Consider the following 14,724-nt stretch of genomic DNA (forward strand, 5'->3'; position numbering starts at 1 on the left):
ACTTAGGGCCATGACCTCCCCCCGTGCCTCGTACGGCGGTGCGTACTACCACGCGCCGTCGTTCCCGGACACCCCGATCTACGACTCCCTCGTCGCAGAGCGGGGCACGCCTCAGATCGCCCCGATCCGAGTGCCCGCCGCGTACGACACCGGCAGCGCGTACCTGCCGGCGCTGCCCGCGGCCCTCCCCGCCCTCCCGGCCGCCCCCTCCCCCCAGCCCGCCGCCACCTACGGCGGTTACGGCTACGGCTACCCCCAGCAGGCCGCCGCACCGCACCACGCACCGGTGCACCAGGCGCCCGCCCCTTACGTCCCCCAGCAGGCCGCCGCACCGCGCGGCTACGGCTACCCGGGCCCGCAGGGACCCCAGCCGATGCGCCCGGTCGCCCCCGCGGCCACGGGGTACGAGGCGATGCGCCCCGCCGCGGCCCGCCCGGCGCCCGCGCCGGCCCCGTACGACGACCCGTACCGGACGTACCAGGGCGGCGGTTACTGACGGAAGGGGGCGGGGCGGGGACCGGCCGGAGGCGGGCCGGGAGCCGCTGGCAGGATGAGGCCATGCCGAGTCACGAGGTCACGCCCCGACCCGCCCTGAGTTCCCTGCACGTCCACCCCGTCAAGGCCCTCGGTCGCTCCTCCCCCGCGCAGGCGGTCGTGGAGCCCTGGGGCCTCGCCGGTGACCGCCGCTGGATGGTGGCCGGCGCGGACGGCAAGGCCGTGACGCAGCGTCAGTACGCCCGGCTGGCCCTCGCGTCCGCCGAGGCCCTGCCCGACGGCGGGGTCCGGCTCACCGGGCCCGGCCGTGCGCCGCTCACGGTGCGGGTGCCCGACCCGGCGGTCGGCACGGTCGTCGTGGACGTCTTCGGCACCGCGGTCGACGCCGTGCCCGCCGGCCCCGCCGCCGACGCCTGGTTCGGCGCGTACCTCGACGCCGAGGTGCGGCTCGTGCACATGGACGACCCGGCCCGGCGCCGCCCCGTCGACCCGGAGTACGCGCTGCCCGGCGAGACCGTCAGCTTCGCCGACGGCTACCCGCTCCTGGTCACCACCACGGCGTCCCTCGACGCGCTCAACACCCTCGTCGCCGCGGGCGAGCACCCCGAGGAGGGGCCGCTGCCCATGGAGCGGTTCCGGCCGAACGCCGTCGTCGACGGCACCGAGGCGTGGGAGGAGGACCGGTGGGCGCGCATCGCCATCGGGGACGTCACCTTCCGCGTCGCCAAGCCGTGCGGCCGCTGCGTCGTGACCACCACCGACCAGCGCACCGGCGTGCGCGGCCGGGAACCGCTGCGCACCCTCACCCGGCACCGGAGGTTCGGCAAGAAGCTGCTCTTCGGGCAGAACCTCGTCCCCGAGACGACCGGCACCCTGCGCGTCGGCGACCCGGTGCGGATCCTCGCCACGCGGGACGCGCCGACGGCCTGACGCCCGTGGCACCACGCCGGAGGCCCCGTGCCGGGGCCGGCCGGCTCCCGGGGCGAGCGGGCAACTCGCCGCGCCCGTGCGCGCTACGGTGGTGCGACGGGCCGGGCGGCGGACGGCCACGAGCGCACGAGGTGGGGGCAGAGCAGCACCATGGCACAGGGCACGGTCCAGGTGACGCACAGCGGTACGTCGCGGTGGCGGCGCCGCACCGGCGAGTACACCTCCCTCGCGGCGGCCCTGGAGGCCGCGGCCGACGGCGACGTCCTGACCGTCGCCCCGGGCACCTACCGGGAGAACCTCGTCCTGCGGCGCGCGGTGACGCTGCGGGGCGCGGACGGGGCGGTCGGCCCGGTGCGCATCGCCCCGGCCGACGGCGTACCGCTGACCGTGCGCGCCTCCGCGACCGTACGGGACCTGCACCTGGAGGGCCAGGACGCCGCGGCGCCCGCGCTGCTCGTCGAGGACGGCACCCCGGAACTGCTCGACCTGCGGATCGTGACCCGCTCGGCGGTGGGCGTGGAGGTGCGGGGCGCGGCCCGGCCCACCGTGCGGCGCTGCACCGTCGACAACCCCGCGGGCGTCGGCATCGGCGTCCTGGACGGCGCCGGCGGGGTGTTCGAGGAGTGCGAGGTCGTCTCGGCGGGGCAGACGGGACTGTCCGTGACCGGCGGCGCCCACCCCCGCGTCGAGCGGTGCCGCATCCACCACGCGTCGGGGGCGGGCATCTCCGTGACCGGGGAGGACAGCGGGCTGGAGGCCGTCGGCTGCGAGGTGTACGAGATCCGGGGCAGCGGCGTGCGGATCGGCGGGCGCGCCGTCGCCCATCTGACGGACTCCAGCGTGCACCGCACGTCGGCGGACGGGGTGACGCTGGACACCGACGCGGTGCTGACGCTGTCGGACTGCGACATCCACGACGTGCCGGAGAACGCGATCGACCTGCGGTCCCGGTCCGTGCTGACGCTGACCCGGTCGAAGGTGCGGCGGTTCGGGCGCAACGGCCTGTCGGTGTGGGACCCGGGCACGCGCGTCGACGCCAACCAGTGCGAGATCCACGACAGCACCGGCGACTACCCCGCGGTGTGGGTGAGCGACGGGGCGACGGCCGTGCTGGACGCCTGCCGCGTCCACGGCGTGCCGGACGCGCTGTTCGTCCTGGACCGCGGCTCGCGGGTCGACGTGGTGGACAGCGACCTGTCGCAGGTGCGCAACACCGCCGTCTCGGTCAGCGACGGGGCGACCGCCCAGCTCGACGACTGCCGGGTGCGGGACGCCGCGACGGGCGCCTGGTTCCGCGACCACGGCAGCGGCGGCACGCTCTCCGGCTGCACCTTCGACGGGGTGCGGACCGGTGTCATCGTGAGCAAGGGCGCCGACCCGGCGGTGGAGCGGTGCACGGTCACCTCCCCGTCCGAGGCCGGTTTCTACGTGTCGGCGGAGGGCCGCGGCACGTTCCTCGGCTGCCGCGTCACGGGCAGCGGCGGTTTCGGCTTCCACGTGACGGACGGGTGCCGGACGACGCTGCGCCGGTGCCGCACGGAGCGGTGCGCGCGCGGCGGTTACGAGTTCGGCGGGGACGGGCCCCTGGTGGAGGAGTGCGCGAGCGACGAGAGCGGCGTGGCCGGCCGCGCGGGCGTCGCCGCGCCCGTCGCCGCCGGAGCGGTCGGTGCGCCGGCGGGGGGCACGCCGGCGGTGGGTGCGCTCGCCGCGGGCGGGGTGCTCGGTACGGTGCCCGCGCAGGTCCCCGCGGCGGGGGCCGCGCCGGTGGCGGCCGCGGTGCCCGCGCCGGCCCGCGCCCCCGACGACGTGCTGGGCGAACTGGACGCGCTGGTGGGGCTGGAGAGCGTCAAGCGGGAGGTCCGCACGCTCACCAACATGATCGAGGTGGGGCGCAGGCGGCAGGAGGCGGGGTTGAAGGCGGCGTCCGTCCGCCGCCACCTGGCGTTCACCGGCAACCCCGGCACCGGCAAGACGACGGTGGCGCGGCTGTACGGGGAGATCCTCGCGTCCCTCGGCGTGCTGGACCGGGGCCACCTGGTGGAGGTGTCCCGGGTGGACCTGGTCGGGGAGCACATCGGCTCGACGGCGATCCGCACGCAGGAGGCGTTCGACCGGGCGCGCGGCGGGGTGCTCTTCGTCGACGAGGCGTACGCGCTGTCGCCGGAGGACTCGGGCCGGGACTTCGGCCGGGAGGCGATCGACACGCTCGTGAAGCTGATGGAGGACCACCGGGACGCGGTGGTGGTGATCGTGGCCGGGTACACGGCGGAGATGGAGCGGTTCCTCACCGTCAACCCCGGTGTCGCGTCCCGCTTCTCGCGGACCATCAGCTTCCCCGACTACACGGCGGAGGAGCTGCTGCGCATCGTGGAGCAGCAGGCGGAGGAGCACGAGTACCGGCTCGCGCCGGGTACGGCCGAGGGGCTCGTGAAGTACTTCGACGCGCTGCCGAAGGGTCCGGCGTTCGGCAACGGCCGCACCGCGCGCCAGACGTTCGAGTCGATGGTGGAGCGCCACGCGGGCCGGGTCGCCGTGCTCGCCAGCGCGAGCACGGACGACCTGAGCCTGCTCTACCCGGAGGACCTGCCGGAGCTGCCCTAGGCGGTGTCGTGTCGCTCGGGTCGGATCAGAGGCGGTGTCGTGTCGCTCGGGTCGGATCGGGGAGCGGTGCCGGGCGCGTGCGGCCGTACGGCGGAGGGGGGGGAGCCGCAGCGGAGCCACGGCGACCGGCGACAACGCCGCGAGGACGCGTGCCGGGCGCCGCGAGCGTGACCCGATCGGCCCGGCGCCCCTCAGGCGGGGTCGCCGTCGGCGTCGTCCGGGCCGTCGGTGCGCTGCTGGGGCACCGGCAGCGGCAGGGCGGGCGGGAGGCGGTCGAGGAGGACCGTGCGCTCCCGGGCGAACGTCGGGTCGGCCGGGTAGTCGGAGTGGCCGAGGATCGGCTCCGGCAACGGGTGGTCGTGGGTGCGGCCGTAGACGACGGGGTCGCGCAGGGGCGGGTGGTCGACCTCCGGCTTGCCGCCCTCGGCGGGCAGCCGGACCGGGCCCCCGATGGGGTCGGTACGGCGCCACAGGTTGCGCCAGCAGTGCACCTCGCGGTGGAGGTCGGCGAGCGGGACGCGCCCGAAGTAGGCGGGGAACCAGCGTCCGTAGAGCCGCTCCAGTGGGGAGCCGTGGGTGAGGAGGGCGACCCGGCGGCGGGTGCCGGCGGGTAACTGCCAGACCGCGGCGGCGGCGAGGACGCTGCCCTGCGAGTGGCCGGAGATGACGAGGCGCCCGCCCGTGCGGCCCGTCCACGACGACATCCGCCACGCCAGGTCCGGCACGGCGCGCTCGGCGTAGCAGGGCGGGGCGAACGGGTGGGCCGCGCGCGGCCAGAAGGTGCCGACGTCCCACAGGATGCCGATGGTGCGCCTGGCGGAGGCGTCGCGGTAGGCGCGGCGGCCCCAGGTGACGAACAGTATGAAGCCGAGGCCGACCAGCCAGGAGCCGAGCGCCTGGGCGCCCTCGGCGACGCCGTCGACGAACGCGGGCGCCCCGGAGAACGCCTCCCCCGGCACCTCGCCGGTGGCCCAGGCGCCCACGAGGGCCCCCGCGCCGAGCAGCAGCGTGGCGCCGGAGACCAGCCCGACGAGGGCCGGTGCCGCGTCGGTGAGCCCGGCGGCGGCGCGGACGCCGGCGATGCGGCGGGTACGGACGCGGTCGGGCTTCTCCCCCGCGTACTCGGCCTCGACGACGGGCGCGAGGCGCCGCGCGGTGTGCGCGGTCCGGGCGACGAGGAAGACGGTCGGGACCAGCAGCAGGACGAGCAGGACCGGGATGACCGCGGCCTGCCAGCTGAGCAGGACGGGCGGCCCGGCGAGGGGACCGCGGCCGGTACCCGGGGTGCCCGGGCCGTCCAGCCAGTCGGCGACGCGCTGGGCGACGCCTCCCGCCATGACCCCCCCGAGCGCGCACGCCAGCATGGCGACGGCCGGACCGGCGAGGCCGTGCAGGGCCGTGCGCGGGTCGGGGGCGCGGCGGTGCAGGCGGACGGCGACGGCGGCGAGGAGCAGGATGAGGGTGCCCTGCCCGAGGGTGATCACGCCGAACGCGGCGTCGCCGGGGAGGGAGCCCGCCGATCGCCACTCGGGCCGGGACCAGGACGCGTACAGGGCGGCGAGGGCGAGGAGCGCCGCGGCGGAGCCGGGCAGCCAGGCCACGAGCGCCCGGTCGATCCGGTTGTCGAGGCGCCGTTCGCTGCGGCCGCGCCGGCACACGACGGCCACGACGACGAGCCCGCACAGGGCGAGGGCCCCCTCGATGCCCCAGCCGAGGGCGGCGCCGGCGGTGTCGCCGCCGCGGTCGTGGCGTGCGGCGGCGCCGGCGACGGCCGCTGCGACGGTGAGCAGCCCCGCGGCGGTGTGCGCTGCCCGCAGCCGGGCGACCAGGCGCCGGCCGTACCAGAAGCCGGGGCGGCCGAGGGCGGGGCGGCCGTCGTGCTCGTCCTCCCCGCGCGGCGGGCGCTGCGCCTCGTAGGCGGACCAGGTGCGGTGCGAGAGGTACCACAGCAGGGCGACGAGGGCGGTGGGGACGAGGGCGGCGAGCGCGAGCCGGCGGCCCGGCTGGGACCACCAGCCGCCCTCCGCCGCGGAGAGGAAGCCGAGCCAGGACCGGCTCTCCACGCAGGAGGCCGTGCCCGCGCACTGCCACGCCGTCAGGTCGAGGGCGACCTCGCAGGCGGCAGCCGTCAGCAGCACGGTGAGGGACAGGGCGACGAGCCGGACGAGGACGCCGTACAGGCGGGCCGGGCCGCGGCCGGTGCCGGAGGAGGGCGGACGCATCCAGTGGGCGAGGTTGACCACCATGAAGGGCAGGAGCAACAGCCACAGGGCGCGGGTGCCGTTGCCGGAGGTGAGGTTGGACCAGCAGTACGCCTCGGGGACCGGGCCGTCGCGGAAGCGGTCCGGGTCGGTCTCGGCGCTCACGTCGTCGGCCCGGCGGTGCATGGCGGCGGTGCCGTCGCCGGTGACGCGGACGGTGCGCGGGTCGCCCAGCATGTCGCATGGCGTGGGGCCGCCGACGCCGTGGACGAGCAGTTCGAGCGCGGCGCCGGGCTGCGTCCGCTCCGCCGCCGCGGGCGGAGCCGGTTCCGGGGTGGGTGGGGACACTTCGGTGCTCGCTTCCTGCGGCAGGGGTGTGCGGCGGGGGTGCGCGGCGGGGCGGGGCACCAGCGTGGCCCGTCGGGGCGGCGCGCCGCACGCTTCTCACGTAATCTCCCCGCGGTCCGCCGGTGCGAAGCGCGTGGCAGGATGAGCTGCCCGGCGGGCCGCGCGGACGGCGGACCGGGCGGCGCACGGCCCACACCCCCCACGAGCCGCTGCCGACGACCCGTTCCCCACGACCCACGACCGACGACCCACGACCGATTTCCCACGACCCCGGAAGGACCGGCCACTGCGGTGAGCGACAACCAGAACCTCCTGGCGGAGCAGCGGCGCGCCCTGATCCTCGACGAGGTCAGGCGGCGCGGCGGGGCCCGGGTCAACGAGCTCACCCGCAGGCTCAACGTCTCCGACATGACGGTGCGCCGCGATCTGGACGCGCTGGCGCGGCAGGGCGTCATCGAGAAGGTGCACGGCGGCGCGGTGCCGGTGACGGAGGCGCGCACGCACGAGCCGGGCTTCGAGGCGAAGTCGGCGCTGGAGCCGGGCGCGAAGGAGGACATCGCGCGCGCGGCGGCCGCCATGGTGGCGCCGGGCAGTGCCATCGCGCTGTCCGGCGGGACGACGACGTACGCGGTGGCCCGGCGGCTGCTGGAGGTGCCGGGGCTGACGGTCGTCACGAACTCGGTGCGGGTGGCGGACGTGTTCCACGCGGCGGCGGGCGCCGTGCCGGGCGGCGGCCCGCGGCCGGGGGCGCCGACGGTGGTGCTGACGGGTGGGGTGCGGACGCCGTCGGACGCGCTGGTGGGGCCGGTGGCGGACCAGGCGATCGGGTCGCTCCACTTCGACGTGCTGTTCCTCGGGGTGCACGGGGTGTCGGTCGAGGCCGGGCTCTCCACGCCGAACCTCGCGGAGGCGGAGACGAACCGGCGGCTGGTCCGGTCGGCCCGCCGGGTCGTGGTGGTCGCCGATCACACCAAGTGGGGGACGGTGGCGCTGAGTTCCTTCGCGCGCCTGGAGGACGTGGACACGCTCGTCACGGACGCGGGGGTGCCGCCGCGGGTCCGCGAGGAGATGGCGGAGCACCTGCCCGGTCTCGTCGTCGCGGGCCGGGGGGCGGATGCCGGCGAGTCGGCGCGGGAGGACGGGGCGTGAGCGTCTTCCGGCTCCGGCGGCGCACGGGGCTGTCGGCCGCCGAGGCGTGGCGCCGGGTCACCGACTGGCCGGCGCACGGCGCGGACGTGCCGCTGACGCGCGTGGTCGTGCTGACGCCGGGCCCGCCGGGCGTCGGTACCCGGTTCAGCGCCCGTACGGGGGTGGGGAGGCTCGGCTTCGACGACCCGATGCGGGTGGTGCGCTGGGAGCCGCCGGGCGCGGACCGCCCGCGGGGGGTGTGCCGGCTGGAGAAGTACGGGCGGGTGGTGCGCGGCTGGGCCGAGATCACCGTCACCGCGGACGGGCCGGGGGCCCGGGTGGAGTGGGTCGAGGAGCTGCGGGTGTTCGGCGTGCCGCGTGGGTGCGACCCGCTGCTGTCGTGGGCGGGCCGCCGGGTGTTCGGCCGGGAGCTGGACCGGCTCCTGGCCCCGTCGGCCCGCCGCCCGGCCTGACCCGGCCCGCCCGGCCCGACCGCGCCCGCCGCCCGGCCCGACCCGGCCGCCCCGGTGGGCGTGCGCGCCCGGAAGGACGGACGGGCCCGGCGGGGCGGGACTGGACGGACGGGTCCGGTGGGGCGGGCGGCGCGCCGGTGGCGGGGCGGACGGCGCCGGCCGGGGCGGGGTCAGCCGCGCCAGACCCCGGTGGCGAAGAACTCGTCGAGCGTCGCGGTGTACGGGGCGATGTCGAGACCCTGCTCCGCCAGCCACCCGTCGGAGTAGTACTTGTCCAGATAGCGCTCACCCGGGTCGCAGATCAGCGTGACGACGCTGCCCGTCCGCCCCTGCGCCACCATCTCCGAGACGATCTTCAGGGCGGACCACAGTCCGGTCCCGGTGGATCCGCCCGCCTTCCGGCCGATGGCCTGCTCCAACGCGCGCACGGCGGCGACGCTGGCCGCGTCGGGCACCTTCATCATGCGGTCGATGGCGCCCGGCACGAAGCTGGGTTCCATCCGGGGGCGGCCGATGCCCTCGATGCGGGAGCCGCAGTCACTGGCGGCCTGCGGGTCGTCGCGCGTCCAGCCCTCGAAGAAGCAGGAGTTCTCCGGGTCGGGGACGCAGACACGGGTGTCGTACTGCATGTAGTGCACGTACCGGGCGATGGTCGCCGAGGTGCCGCCGGTGCCGGCCGTGGCGACGATCCAGGCGGGTTCCGGGTACCGCTCCAGGCGCAGCTGCTGGTAGACGGACTCGGCGATGTTGTTGTTGCCCCGCCAGTCGGTGGCGCGCTCCGCGTACGTGAACTGGTCCATGTAGTGGCCGCCCGTGTCGGCGGCGAGCGCGGCGGCCACCTCGTACATGCGGCGCGGGTCGTCGGTGAAGTGGCAGGTGCCGCCGTGGAATTCGATGAGGCGGATCTTCTCGGCGCTGGTGGTGCGCGGCATGACGGCGATGAACGGCACGCCGACGAGCTTCGCGAAGTACGCCTCGGAGACGGCCGTCGAGCCGCTGGACGCCTCGATGACCGGCTTGCCGGGGCGGATCCAGCCGTTGCACAGGCCGTACAGGAACAGGGAGCGCGCGAGCCGGTGCTTGAGGCTGCCGGTGGGGTGCGTCGACTCGTCCTTCAGGTACAGGTCGATGCCCCACCGCTCGGGCAGCGGGAAGTGCAGGAGGTGCGTGTCGGCGGACCGGTTGGCGTCCGCCTGCACCTTGCGCACGGCGTCTTTCAGCCAGGCCCGATAGGCCGGATCCGTGCGGTCCACGTCGATGGTCGCGGCGGGCACGGAGCCCGGCGCGACCGCGCCGGTGCTCGATCCGGCCGGCTCGGGCTGCTCAACGGTCGTCACGCGTGCCACTCCTCGTCATTCCGCGTCTTCCGCCCCGTGGATCCCCGGGGCCAGGGATCGAACATACCTCCCCGACCTGGGCAAACGATGACTTTGACGACCCATAGGCGGACCTTGCACGGCGGGCTCGGCAGGTGCACTGGTGCGGACGCGGGTCGTTGTGCAGACTGTCCGTCCTGGAACTGGTGCGAAGGGGGCGGCGAAGCCTTGACTGAACCCGAATTCAGCGCCACGGGGGTGCGGATCGAGCGGTGGCCGCGCGCACTGACGCGCGCCGGGGAGGTCCGCATCGAGGACGGCCGGCTGGCGCTGCTGACGAGCAACGGCCGGGAGATCGACAGTGCGCCGGTCGACGCGGTGCGGGCGGGCAAGCCGTGGTTCGCGTCGCCGGGCTCGGCCGTGGCGACCCTGAACGGCGCCCGGTACCGGTTGACGATGGGGCAGCGCGAGGGCCGGCCGGACGCCGGAACGGCACTGTCCGGCCGTTTCCTGGAGGTCGTGCGCAGGGCCGGGGGCCGGCGGGACTGACGGGGCGTCGGTCGCCGCGAGTTGCGGAGCGGTCACGTCTGGTCCACGCTGGATTGACATCACTCATCACTCAGGGTGAACCGGCGGTGACGCTGCGATCCAGCCCGTCGGACAACGAGCCAGCCATCTACTGGATCCGATCCTCGTCTTCTTCCGGACCTACTTCGGGGAGTCGCAGCCGTGATCAGCCAGGCAAGCAGCAGGCAGTGCACGGTAGAGCTCCAAGCCCTGCCGTCGCGGATCGGTCAGGTCCGCAGAATCGTGTCGGCGCAACTGCGCTACTGGAATCTCGATTGTCTGATCGAGAAGGCGGCGCTCGGTGTCACCGAGCTCCTCACCAACGTGCACCAGCACGCCAAACCGGACAAGGTGTGCACGGTCGAGATCGAGTTCCTGCTCGGCCGGCTGACCGTCTCCGTCCACGACCACGACCCCCGGCTGCCCGCCGTGGCCCCGCCCCCGGGCGGGCCGGACCCGCTCGCGACGTCGGGGCGGGGCCTCGCGTTGATCGAGGCGGTGAGCGAGAGTTGGGGGGCCCGACCGCAGGGCGACGCGGGGAAGGTCGTGTGGTTCACGCTGCCGGCCCCCTCGGCCACCCCGGTGGGCATCCCCGCCGTCCCGGCCTACGGCACGGTCGGCGGCGGACCCTTCAGGGAGCCCGTGGCGTTCGGCGACGGCGCCGAGGTGGTGGTGGACGCCGCGCGCGCCCACACCGCCGTCCGGTCGGCCGTGGCGGGCTGACGGCGCGGGAGCCTCGCGGGGCCGCGCGGAGGATCACCTTTCCGTACCTGTGGGCGGGTGCCGGAGCGCGCGGCGGCGCGGCCGGCACCGGTGACGGACCGCGGCACGGCGTGCGGTCGCGGGCGGGCGGCCGCGGCACCGGCGCCCCGCGGCCGGCATCCGGTGAGCGGCGGGCGGCGGGAACACCGGCCGGCGGGGTCTCAGCCGACGGGGACCAGGGTCAGGTACGCCATGCCCAGGAGGTCGCGGTACCCGTTCAGCCAGGTGGAGCGCTGCCGGTCGACGCGCGCGCGGGTCTCCCCCGCGGCGGGGTGGTCGGGGTGCGCGGCCAGCCAGAGTTCGACGTCGGAGCGGTAGGCGGATTCGAAGTCCTCCCACTCCTGCCCCGTCGCCGTCTCGATCCTCACGGGACGGAATCCCGCCTCGACGGCCTCGTCGACGAGGGCGCCGAGCAGGAGGTGGTCACCCTCGTGGGCACCGGGCCACATGCGCGCGAGCTCCTCCGGGGCGGGCACCCGCTGCCAGAACCCCTCACCGATGAGCACCCGACCGCCGGGGGTGACCAGGCGCCGCAGTTCGGCCAGGGCGGCGGCGACGTCGTGCGGCCCTTCGGGGTCGCACAGCGCCTGGCTGGAGCCCAGGCACAGGACCACGTCCGCCGGGCCGCGCCGGGTGCCGAGGGCGGACTCCGCGACGAACGCGACGCGCTCGCCGAGGCCCCGCTCACCGGCGATGCGCCGGCCGCGGGCGAGGTCGTCCTCCTGGACGTCCAGGCCGACACCGGTCGCCCGGGGAGCGGCGTCGAGGACCCGCAGCAGGAACTCGCCCCAGCCGCAGCCGATGTCGAGCACGGTCGAGGGGCGTGTCGCGGCCAGCTCGCCCACGAGCCGCTCGGCGCGCTCCTCGGAGAGCGGCCCGTGGAAGGTGAGGTGGGTGAGGCGGGGTGGAAGATCGGGTGCGGTCATGGTTCGGCACCCTACGTCCGCCACGGCCGCCGGGAACCCGGTTTTCCACCCGGCCCGCCGTGACCGGGCGGCGTCGGTCGGCCACGCCCGGCGCTCCGCGTCCGGCCGGCGGGACGTCCGGCCGGCACCGCCCCCGGTCGGTCCGCGTCCGCCCGGCACCGCGCCCGGTCGGTCCGCGCCTGGCCGGTCCGCGTCCGGTGGCATCACGTCCGTTCGGCACCGGTCCGGACCGGTCCCGTCCGTCGTCCTGACCGGCCCGTGCCGTGTTCGGTCGGGGGCCCGGAGGGCTCGGCGCCGCCCCGTCACGCCATCGTGCGGCCGAGGGCGGTCGTCGGATCGTCCAGGACCGGCTGCCACGCCAGTTCGGCGGCGCCGGCGAGGCTGTTGTGGTCCAGGGTGCAACCGAGGATCGGGACGCCTCCGCTACGGCCCCACAGGCTCCGGTCGGCGACGACGGCACGCAGGCGCTCGGGCGCGGTCGCGAGGAGTTCGCGGTGGAGGCCGCCCAGGATGATCCGGTCGGGGTTGAGGATGTTCACCAGCCCCGCGAGGCCCAGCCCCAGCCGGTCGACGAGCTCCTCGGTGGCGGCGCGTACGCCCGGGTCGTCCGGCTCCTCGCGGAGCAGGTCGCGGGACTGCTGGAGCAGGGACACCTCCGGGCCGGGCACGCGGCCCGCGGCGGTGAGGAAGGCCAGTGGGTCGGTCTCGATGTCCAGGCAGCCGCGGCTGCCGCAGTGGCAGGGGCGCCCGCCCGGGTTGACGGTGAGGTGCCCGACCTCCAGGGCCAGGCCGGAGCTGCCGGTGTGGAGGCGCCCGTCGAGGACGAGTGCGCCGCCGACCCCGCGGTGGCCGGTGGCGACGCACAGCAGGTGCTGCGCGCCCCGGCCCGCGCCGTGCCGGTGCTCGGCGAGGGCGGCGAGGTTGACGTCGTTGCCGGTGAAGGCCGGGCCGTCGATGCCGGCGGCGCGTACCAGCTCGGCGAAGACGTCGCGGACGGGCGCGCCGGCAGGCCAGGCGACGTGGATCGGGTTGAGGGCGGTGCCCTCCGGCTCGGCGACGGCGGACGGCACGGCGAGGCCGGCGCCGACGCAGCGGCGGCCGCTGTCGCGCAGGAGCCCGGCGCCGGCCTCGACCACGGCGGCGAGGACCTGGGCGGGATCCTCGGCGACCTCGACGCACCCCGGGGCCGTGGCGACGATGCGGCCGCCGAGGCCGACCAACGCGGCGCGGAACCCGTCGGCGTGGATCTGGCCGGCCAGGGCGACGGGCCCGTCCTCGTCGACGGTGAGGCGGTGCGAGGGGCGGCCCTGCGAACCGGCCGCGGCCCCCGGGCGGGAGTCGACGCGGATCAGCCCGAGCGCCTCCAGCTCGGCGGCGACGGCGCCGGCGGTGGCGCGCGTGACGCCGAGCTCAGCGGTGAGGACGGCACGCGTGGGGGCCCGGCCCGTGTGCACCAGTTCCAGGGCCGGGCCGAGCGCGCTGCGGCCCCGGTCCAGCCGTGTACGGGTCGTCGTCGCCTTGCCGTTCATGGGGGCGAGTCTCCCATGATCCCGGCTCCCGGCCGGCCGGGTGCGCGGTTTCGGCCCCTCGTCGACGCGCACGGCGGGCGGGCGGTCGCGGGGACGGCGCGCGGCCGGCACCCAGGGCGCGCGCAAAGGGTTTGTGGGTCCGCCCACCAGGCCCCTATCCTGAGTTTGTGCCGCAACTAAACAAACTAGCGACCGCCTCCCCCGGAGCCCTCGGCTCAGACCCCGCCCATGCCTCCCTGTCCCGACTGCGCACCGCACTCACCCTCTTCTTCGCCCTCGACGGCTTCCTCTTCGCCGGCTGGGTCGTGCGCATCCCCGCGATCAAGCAGCAGACCGGTTCCTCCGCGAGCGACCTGGGGCTGGCCCTCCTCGGCGTCTCCGCCGGCGCGGTCGTCACCATGACGCTCACCGGACGGCTCTGCCGGCGCTTCGGCAGCCACCCCGTGACCGTCGCCTCGGCCGTCCTGCTCTCGCTGAGCATCGCGCTGCCGGCGCTCACCCACTCCGCGCTCGCCCTCGGGCTCGTCCTGCTGGTCTTCGGCACCGGCTACGGCGCCGTCAACGTCGCGATGAACAGCGCGGCCGTGAACCTGGTCGCGGCGCTGCGGCGGCCGGTGATGCCGTCCTTCCACGCCGCCTTCAGCCTGGGCGGCATGCTCGGCGCCGGCCTGGGCGGCCTGGTCGCGGGCGGCCTCTCCCCCGCCACCCACCTGTTCGCGCTCACGGTCACCGGCCTGCTCCTGACCGCGGCCGCCGGACCCGTCCTGCTGCGCCACCCCTCCCCCGCGCCGCCCGAGTCCCTGTCCGGGCCGGCCGGTACCGGCGGCGCGGCGGACGGCCGGCTCCCGGAACGCCGTTCGCGCCGCCTGGTCACCGTCTTCGGCGTGATCGCTCTGTGCACGGCGTACGGCGAGGGCGCCCTCGCCGACTGGGGCGCCCTGCACCTGTCGCAGGACCTGCACGCCCACCCGGGCGTCGCGGCCGCCGGGTACTCCCTGTTCGCCCTGGCGATGACGGCCGGGCGGCTCTCCGGTACGGCCCTGCTGGAACGGCTCGGCCAGACCAGGACGCTCGTCGCGGGTGGCGCGACGGCCTCGGCCGGCATGCTGCTGGGCGCGCTGGCACCGGACGTGTGGGCGGCGCTCCTGGGGTTCGCGATCACCGGACTCGGCCTGGCGAACATCTTCCCGGTGGCGGTGGCCAGGGCCGGCGCCCTCGCGGGCCCGGCCGGGGTGGCGGCCGCGTCGACCCTCGGGTACGGCGGCATGCTGCTGGGGCCGCCCGTGATCGGCTTCCTGGCGGAGTGGTGCTCGCTGCCGGTCGCGCTGACGACCGTGGCGGTGCTCGCCGCGGGCGCGGCCGTGATCGGGTACCGGGTACGCGACGCCGTGGTGCCGGGCCACCCCCGGTGACCGTACCCGCGCGAGACGGGCGGTCTGCGGGGCTCG

12 protein-coding genes are annotated in these 14,724 nt (G+C 76.3%); 8 read left to right on the forward strand and 4 right to left on the reverse strand.

The window, feature by feature from the left end; all coding sequences use genetic code 11:
• The first annotated feature begins 10 nt into the window (after nucleotides 1–10).
• The 3 genes from ACF053_RS23350 to ACF053_RS23360 all read left to right on the forward strand — a co-directional run bounded on the left by ACF053_RS23350 (nucleotide 11) and on the right by ACF053_RS23360 (nucleotide 4,026).
• Complete coding sequence (locus ACF053_RS23350) at nucleotides 11–496, forward strand: DUF6643 family protein (protein ID WP_391955711.1); 486 nt, start codon at nucleotides 11–13, stop codon at nucleotides 494–496.
• 62 nt (nucleotides 497–558) lie between these two features.
• Complete coding sequence (locus ACF053_RS23355) at nucleotides 559–1,425, forward strand: MOSC domain-containing protein (protein ID WP_391955712.1); 867 nt, start codon at nucleotides 559–561, stop codon at nucleotides 1,423–1,425.
• 150 nt (nucleotides 1,426–1,575) lie between these two features.
• Nucleotides 1,576–4,026, forward strand: coding sequence for a right-handed parallel beta-helix repeat-containing protein (locus tag ACF053_RS23360; protein ID WP_391955713.1), 2,451 nt, complete (start codon nucleotides 1,576–1,578; stop codon nucleotides 4,024–4,026).
• A 191-nt stretch (nucleotides 4,027–4,217) separates the two neighbouring features.
• Here ACF053_RS23360 and ACF053_RS23365 read toward each other — a convergent pair whose 3' ends face one another.
• Entirely contained in the window at nucleotides 4,218–6,575 is a 2,358-nt protein-coding gene (locus tag ACF053_RS23365; protein WP_391955714.1) for a hypothetical protein, read from the reverse strand.
• A 291-nt stretch (nucleotides 6,576–6,866) separates the two neighbouring features.
• Between ACF053_RS23365 and ACF053_RS23370 the strand changes: the two genes are divergently transcribed.
• Nucleotides 6,867–7,724 (forward strand): DeoR/GlpR family DNA-binding transcription regulator, encoded by an 858-nt coding sequence (locus ACF053_RS23370; RefSeq protein WP_391955715.1) that lies wholly within the window; start codon nucleotides 6,867–6,869, stop codon nucleotides 7,722–7,724.
• Nucleotides 7,721–8,176, forward strand: a complete 456-nt coding sequence (locus tag ACF053_RS23375; RefSeq protein ID WP_391955716.1) for an SRPBCC family protein — start codon at nucleotides 7,721–7,723, stop codon at nucleotides 8,174–8,176. The genes ACF053_RS23370 and ACF053_RS23375 overlap by 4 nt, the downstream gene beginning before the upstream one ends.
• Nucleotides 8,177–8,346: 170 nt before the next feature.
• On the opposite strand, the gene ACF053_RS23380 is transcribed toward ACF053_RS23375, so the two are convergent.
• Nucleotides 8,347–9,450 (reverse strand): PLP-dependent cysteine synthase family protein, encoded by a 1,104-nt coding sequence (locus ACF053_RS23380; RefSeq protein WP_391955758.1) that lies wholly within the window; start codon nucleotides 9,448–9,450, stop codon nucleotides 8,347–8,349.
• 270 nt (nucleotides 9,451–9,720) lie between these two features.
• Between ACF053_RS23380 and ACF053_RS23385 the strand changes: the two genes are divergently transcribed.
• Nucleotides 9,721–10,041 (forward strand): hypothetical protein, encoded by a 321-nt coding sequence (locus ACF053_RS23385; RefSeq protein ID WP_058940360.1) that lies wholly within the window; start codon nucleotides 9,721–9,723, stop codon nucleotides 10,039–10,041.
• Between the two features lie 183 nt (nucleotides 10,042–10,224).
• Complete coding sequence (locus ACF053_RS23390; protein ID WP_391955759.1) at nucleotides 10,225–10,782, forward strand: ATP-binding protein; 558 nt, start codon at nucleotides 10,225–10,227, stop codon at nucleotides 10,780–10,782.
• Nucleotides 10,783–10,982: 200 nt separating this feature from the next.
• Here the strand turns inward: ACF053_RS23390 and ACF053_RS23395 are convergent, their stop codons facing one another.
• The gene (locus ACF053_RS23395) at nucleotides 10,983–11,747 is read right to left on the reverse strand and encodes a class I SAM-dependent methyltransferase (RefSeq protein WP_391955717.1); all 765 of its coding nucleotides are present in this window, start codon (nucleotides 11,745–11,747) and stop codon (nucleotides 10,983–10,985) included.
• 302 nt (nucleotides 11,748–12,049) lie between these two features.
• A complete protein-coding gene (locus ACF053_RS23400; RefSeq protein WP_391955718.1) occupies nucleotides 12,050–13,276 on the reverse strand; it encodes an ROK family protein in 1,227 nt (408 codons plus the stop codon).
• 167 nt (nucleotides 13,277–13,443) lie between these two features.
• Here ACF053_RS23400 and ACF053_RS23405 point away from each other — a divergent pair, with 167 nt between their 5' ends.
• On the forward strand, nucleotides 13,444–14,688 hold the full coding sequence (locus ACF053_RS23405; RefSeq protein WP_391955719.1) for an MFS transporter: 1,245 nt from the start codon (nucleotides 13,444–13,446) through the stop codon (nucleotides 14,686–14,688).
• Nucleotides 14,689–14,724 lie beyond the last annotated feature (36 nt).

This window comes from Streptomyces kanasensis (genome assembly GCF_043077165.1).
Lineage (GTDB): Bacteria > Actinomycetota > Actinomycetes > Streptomycetales > Streptomycetaceae > Streptomyces > Streptomyces changanensis.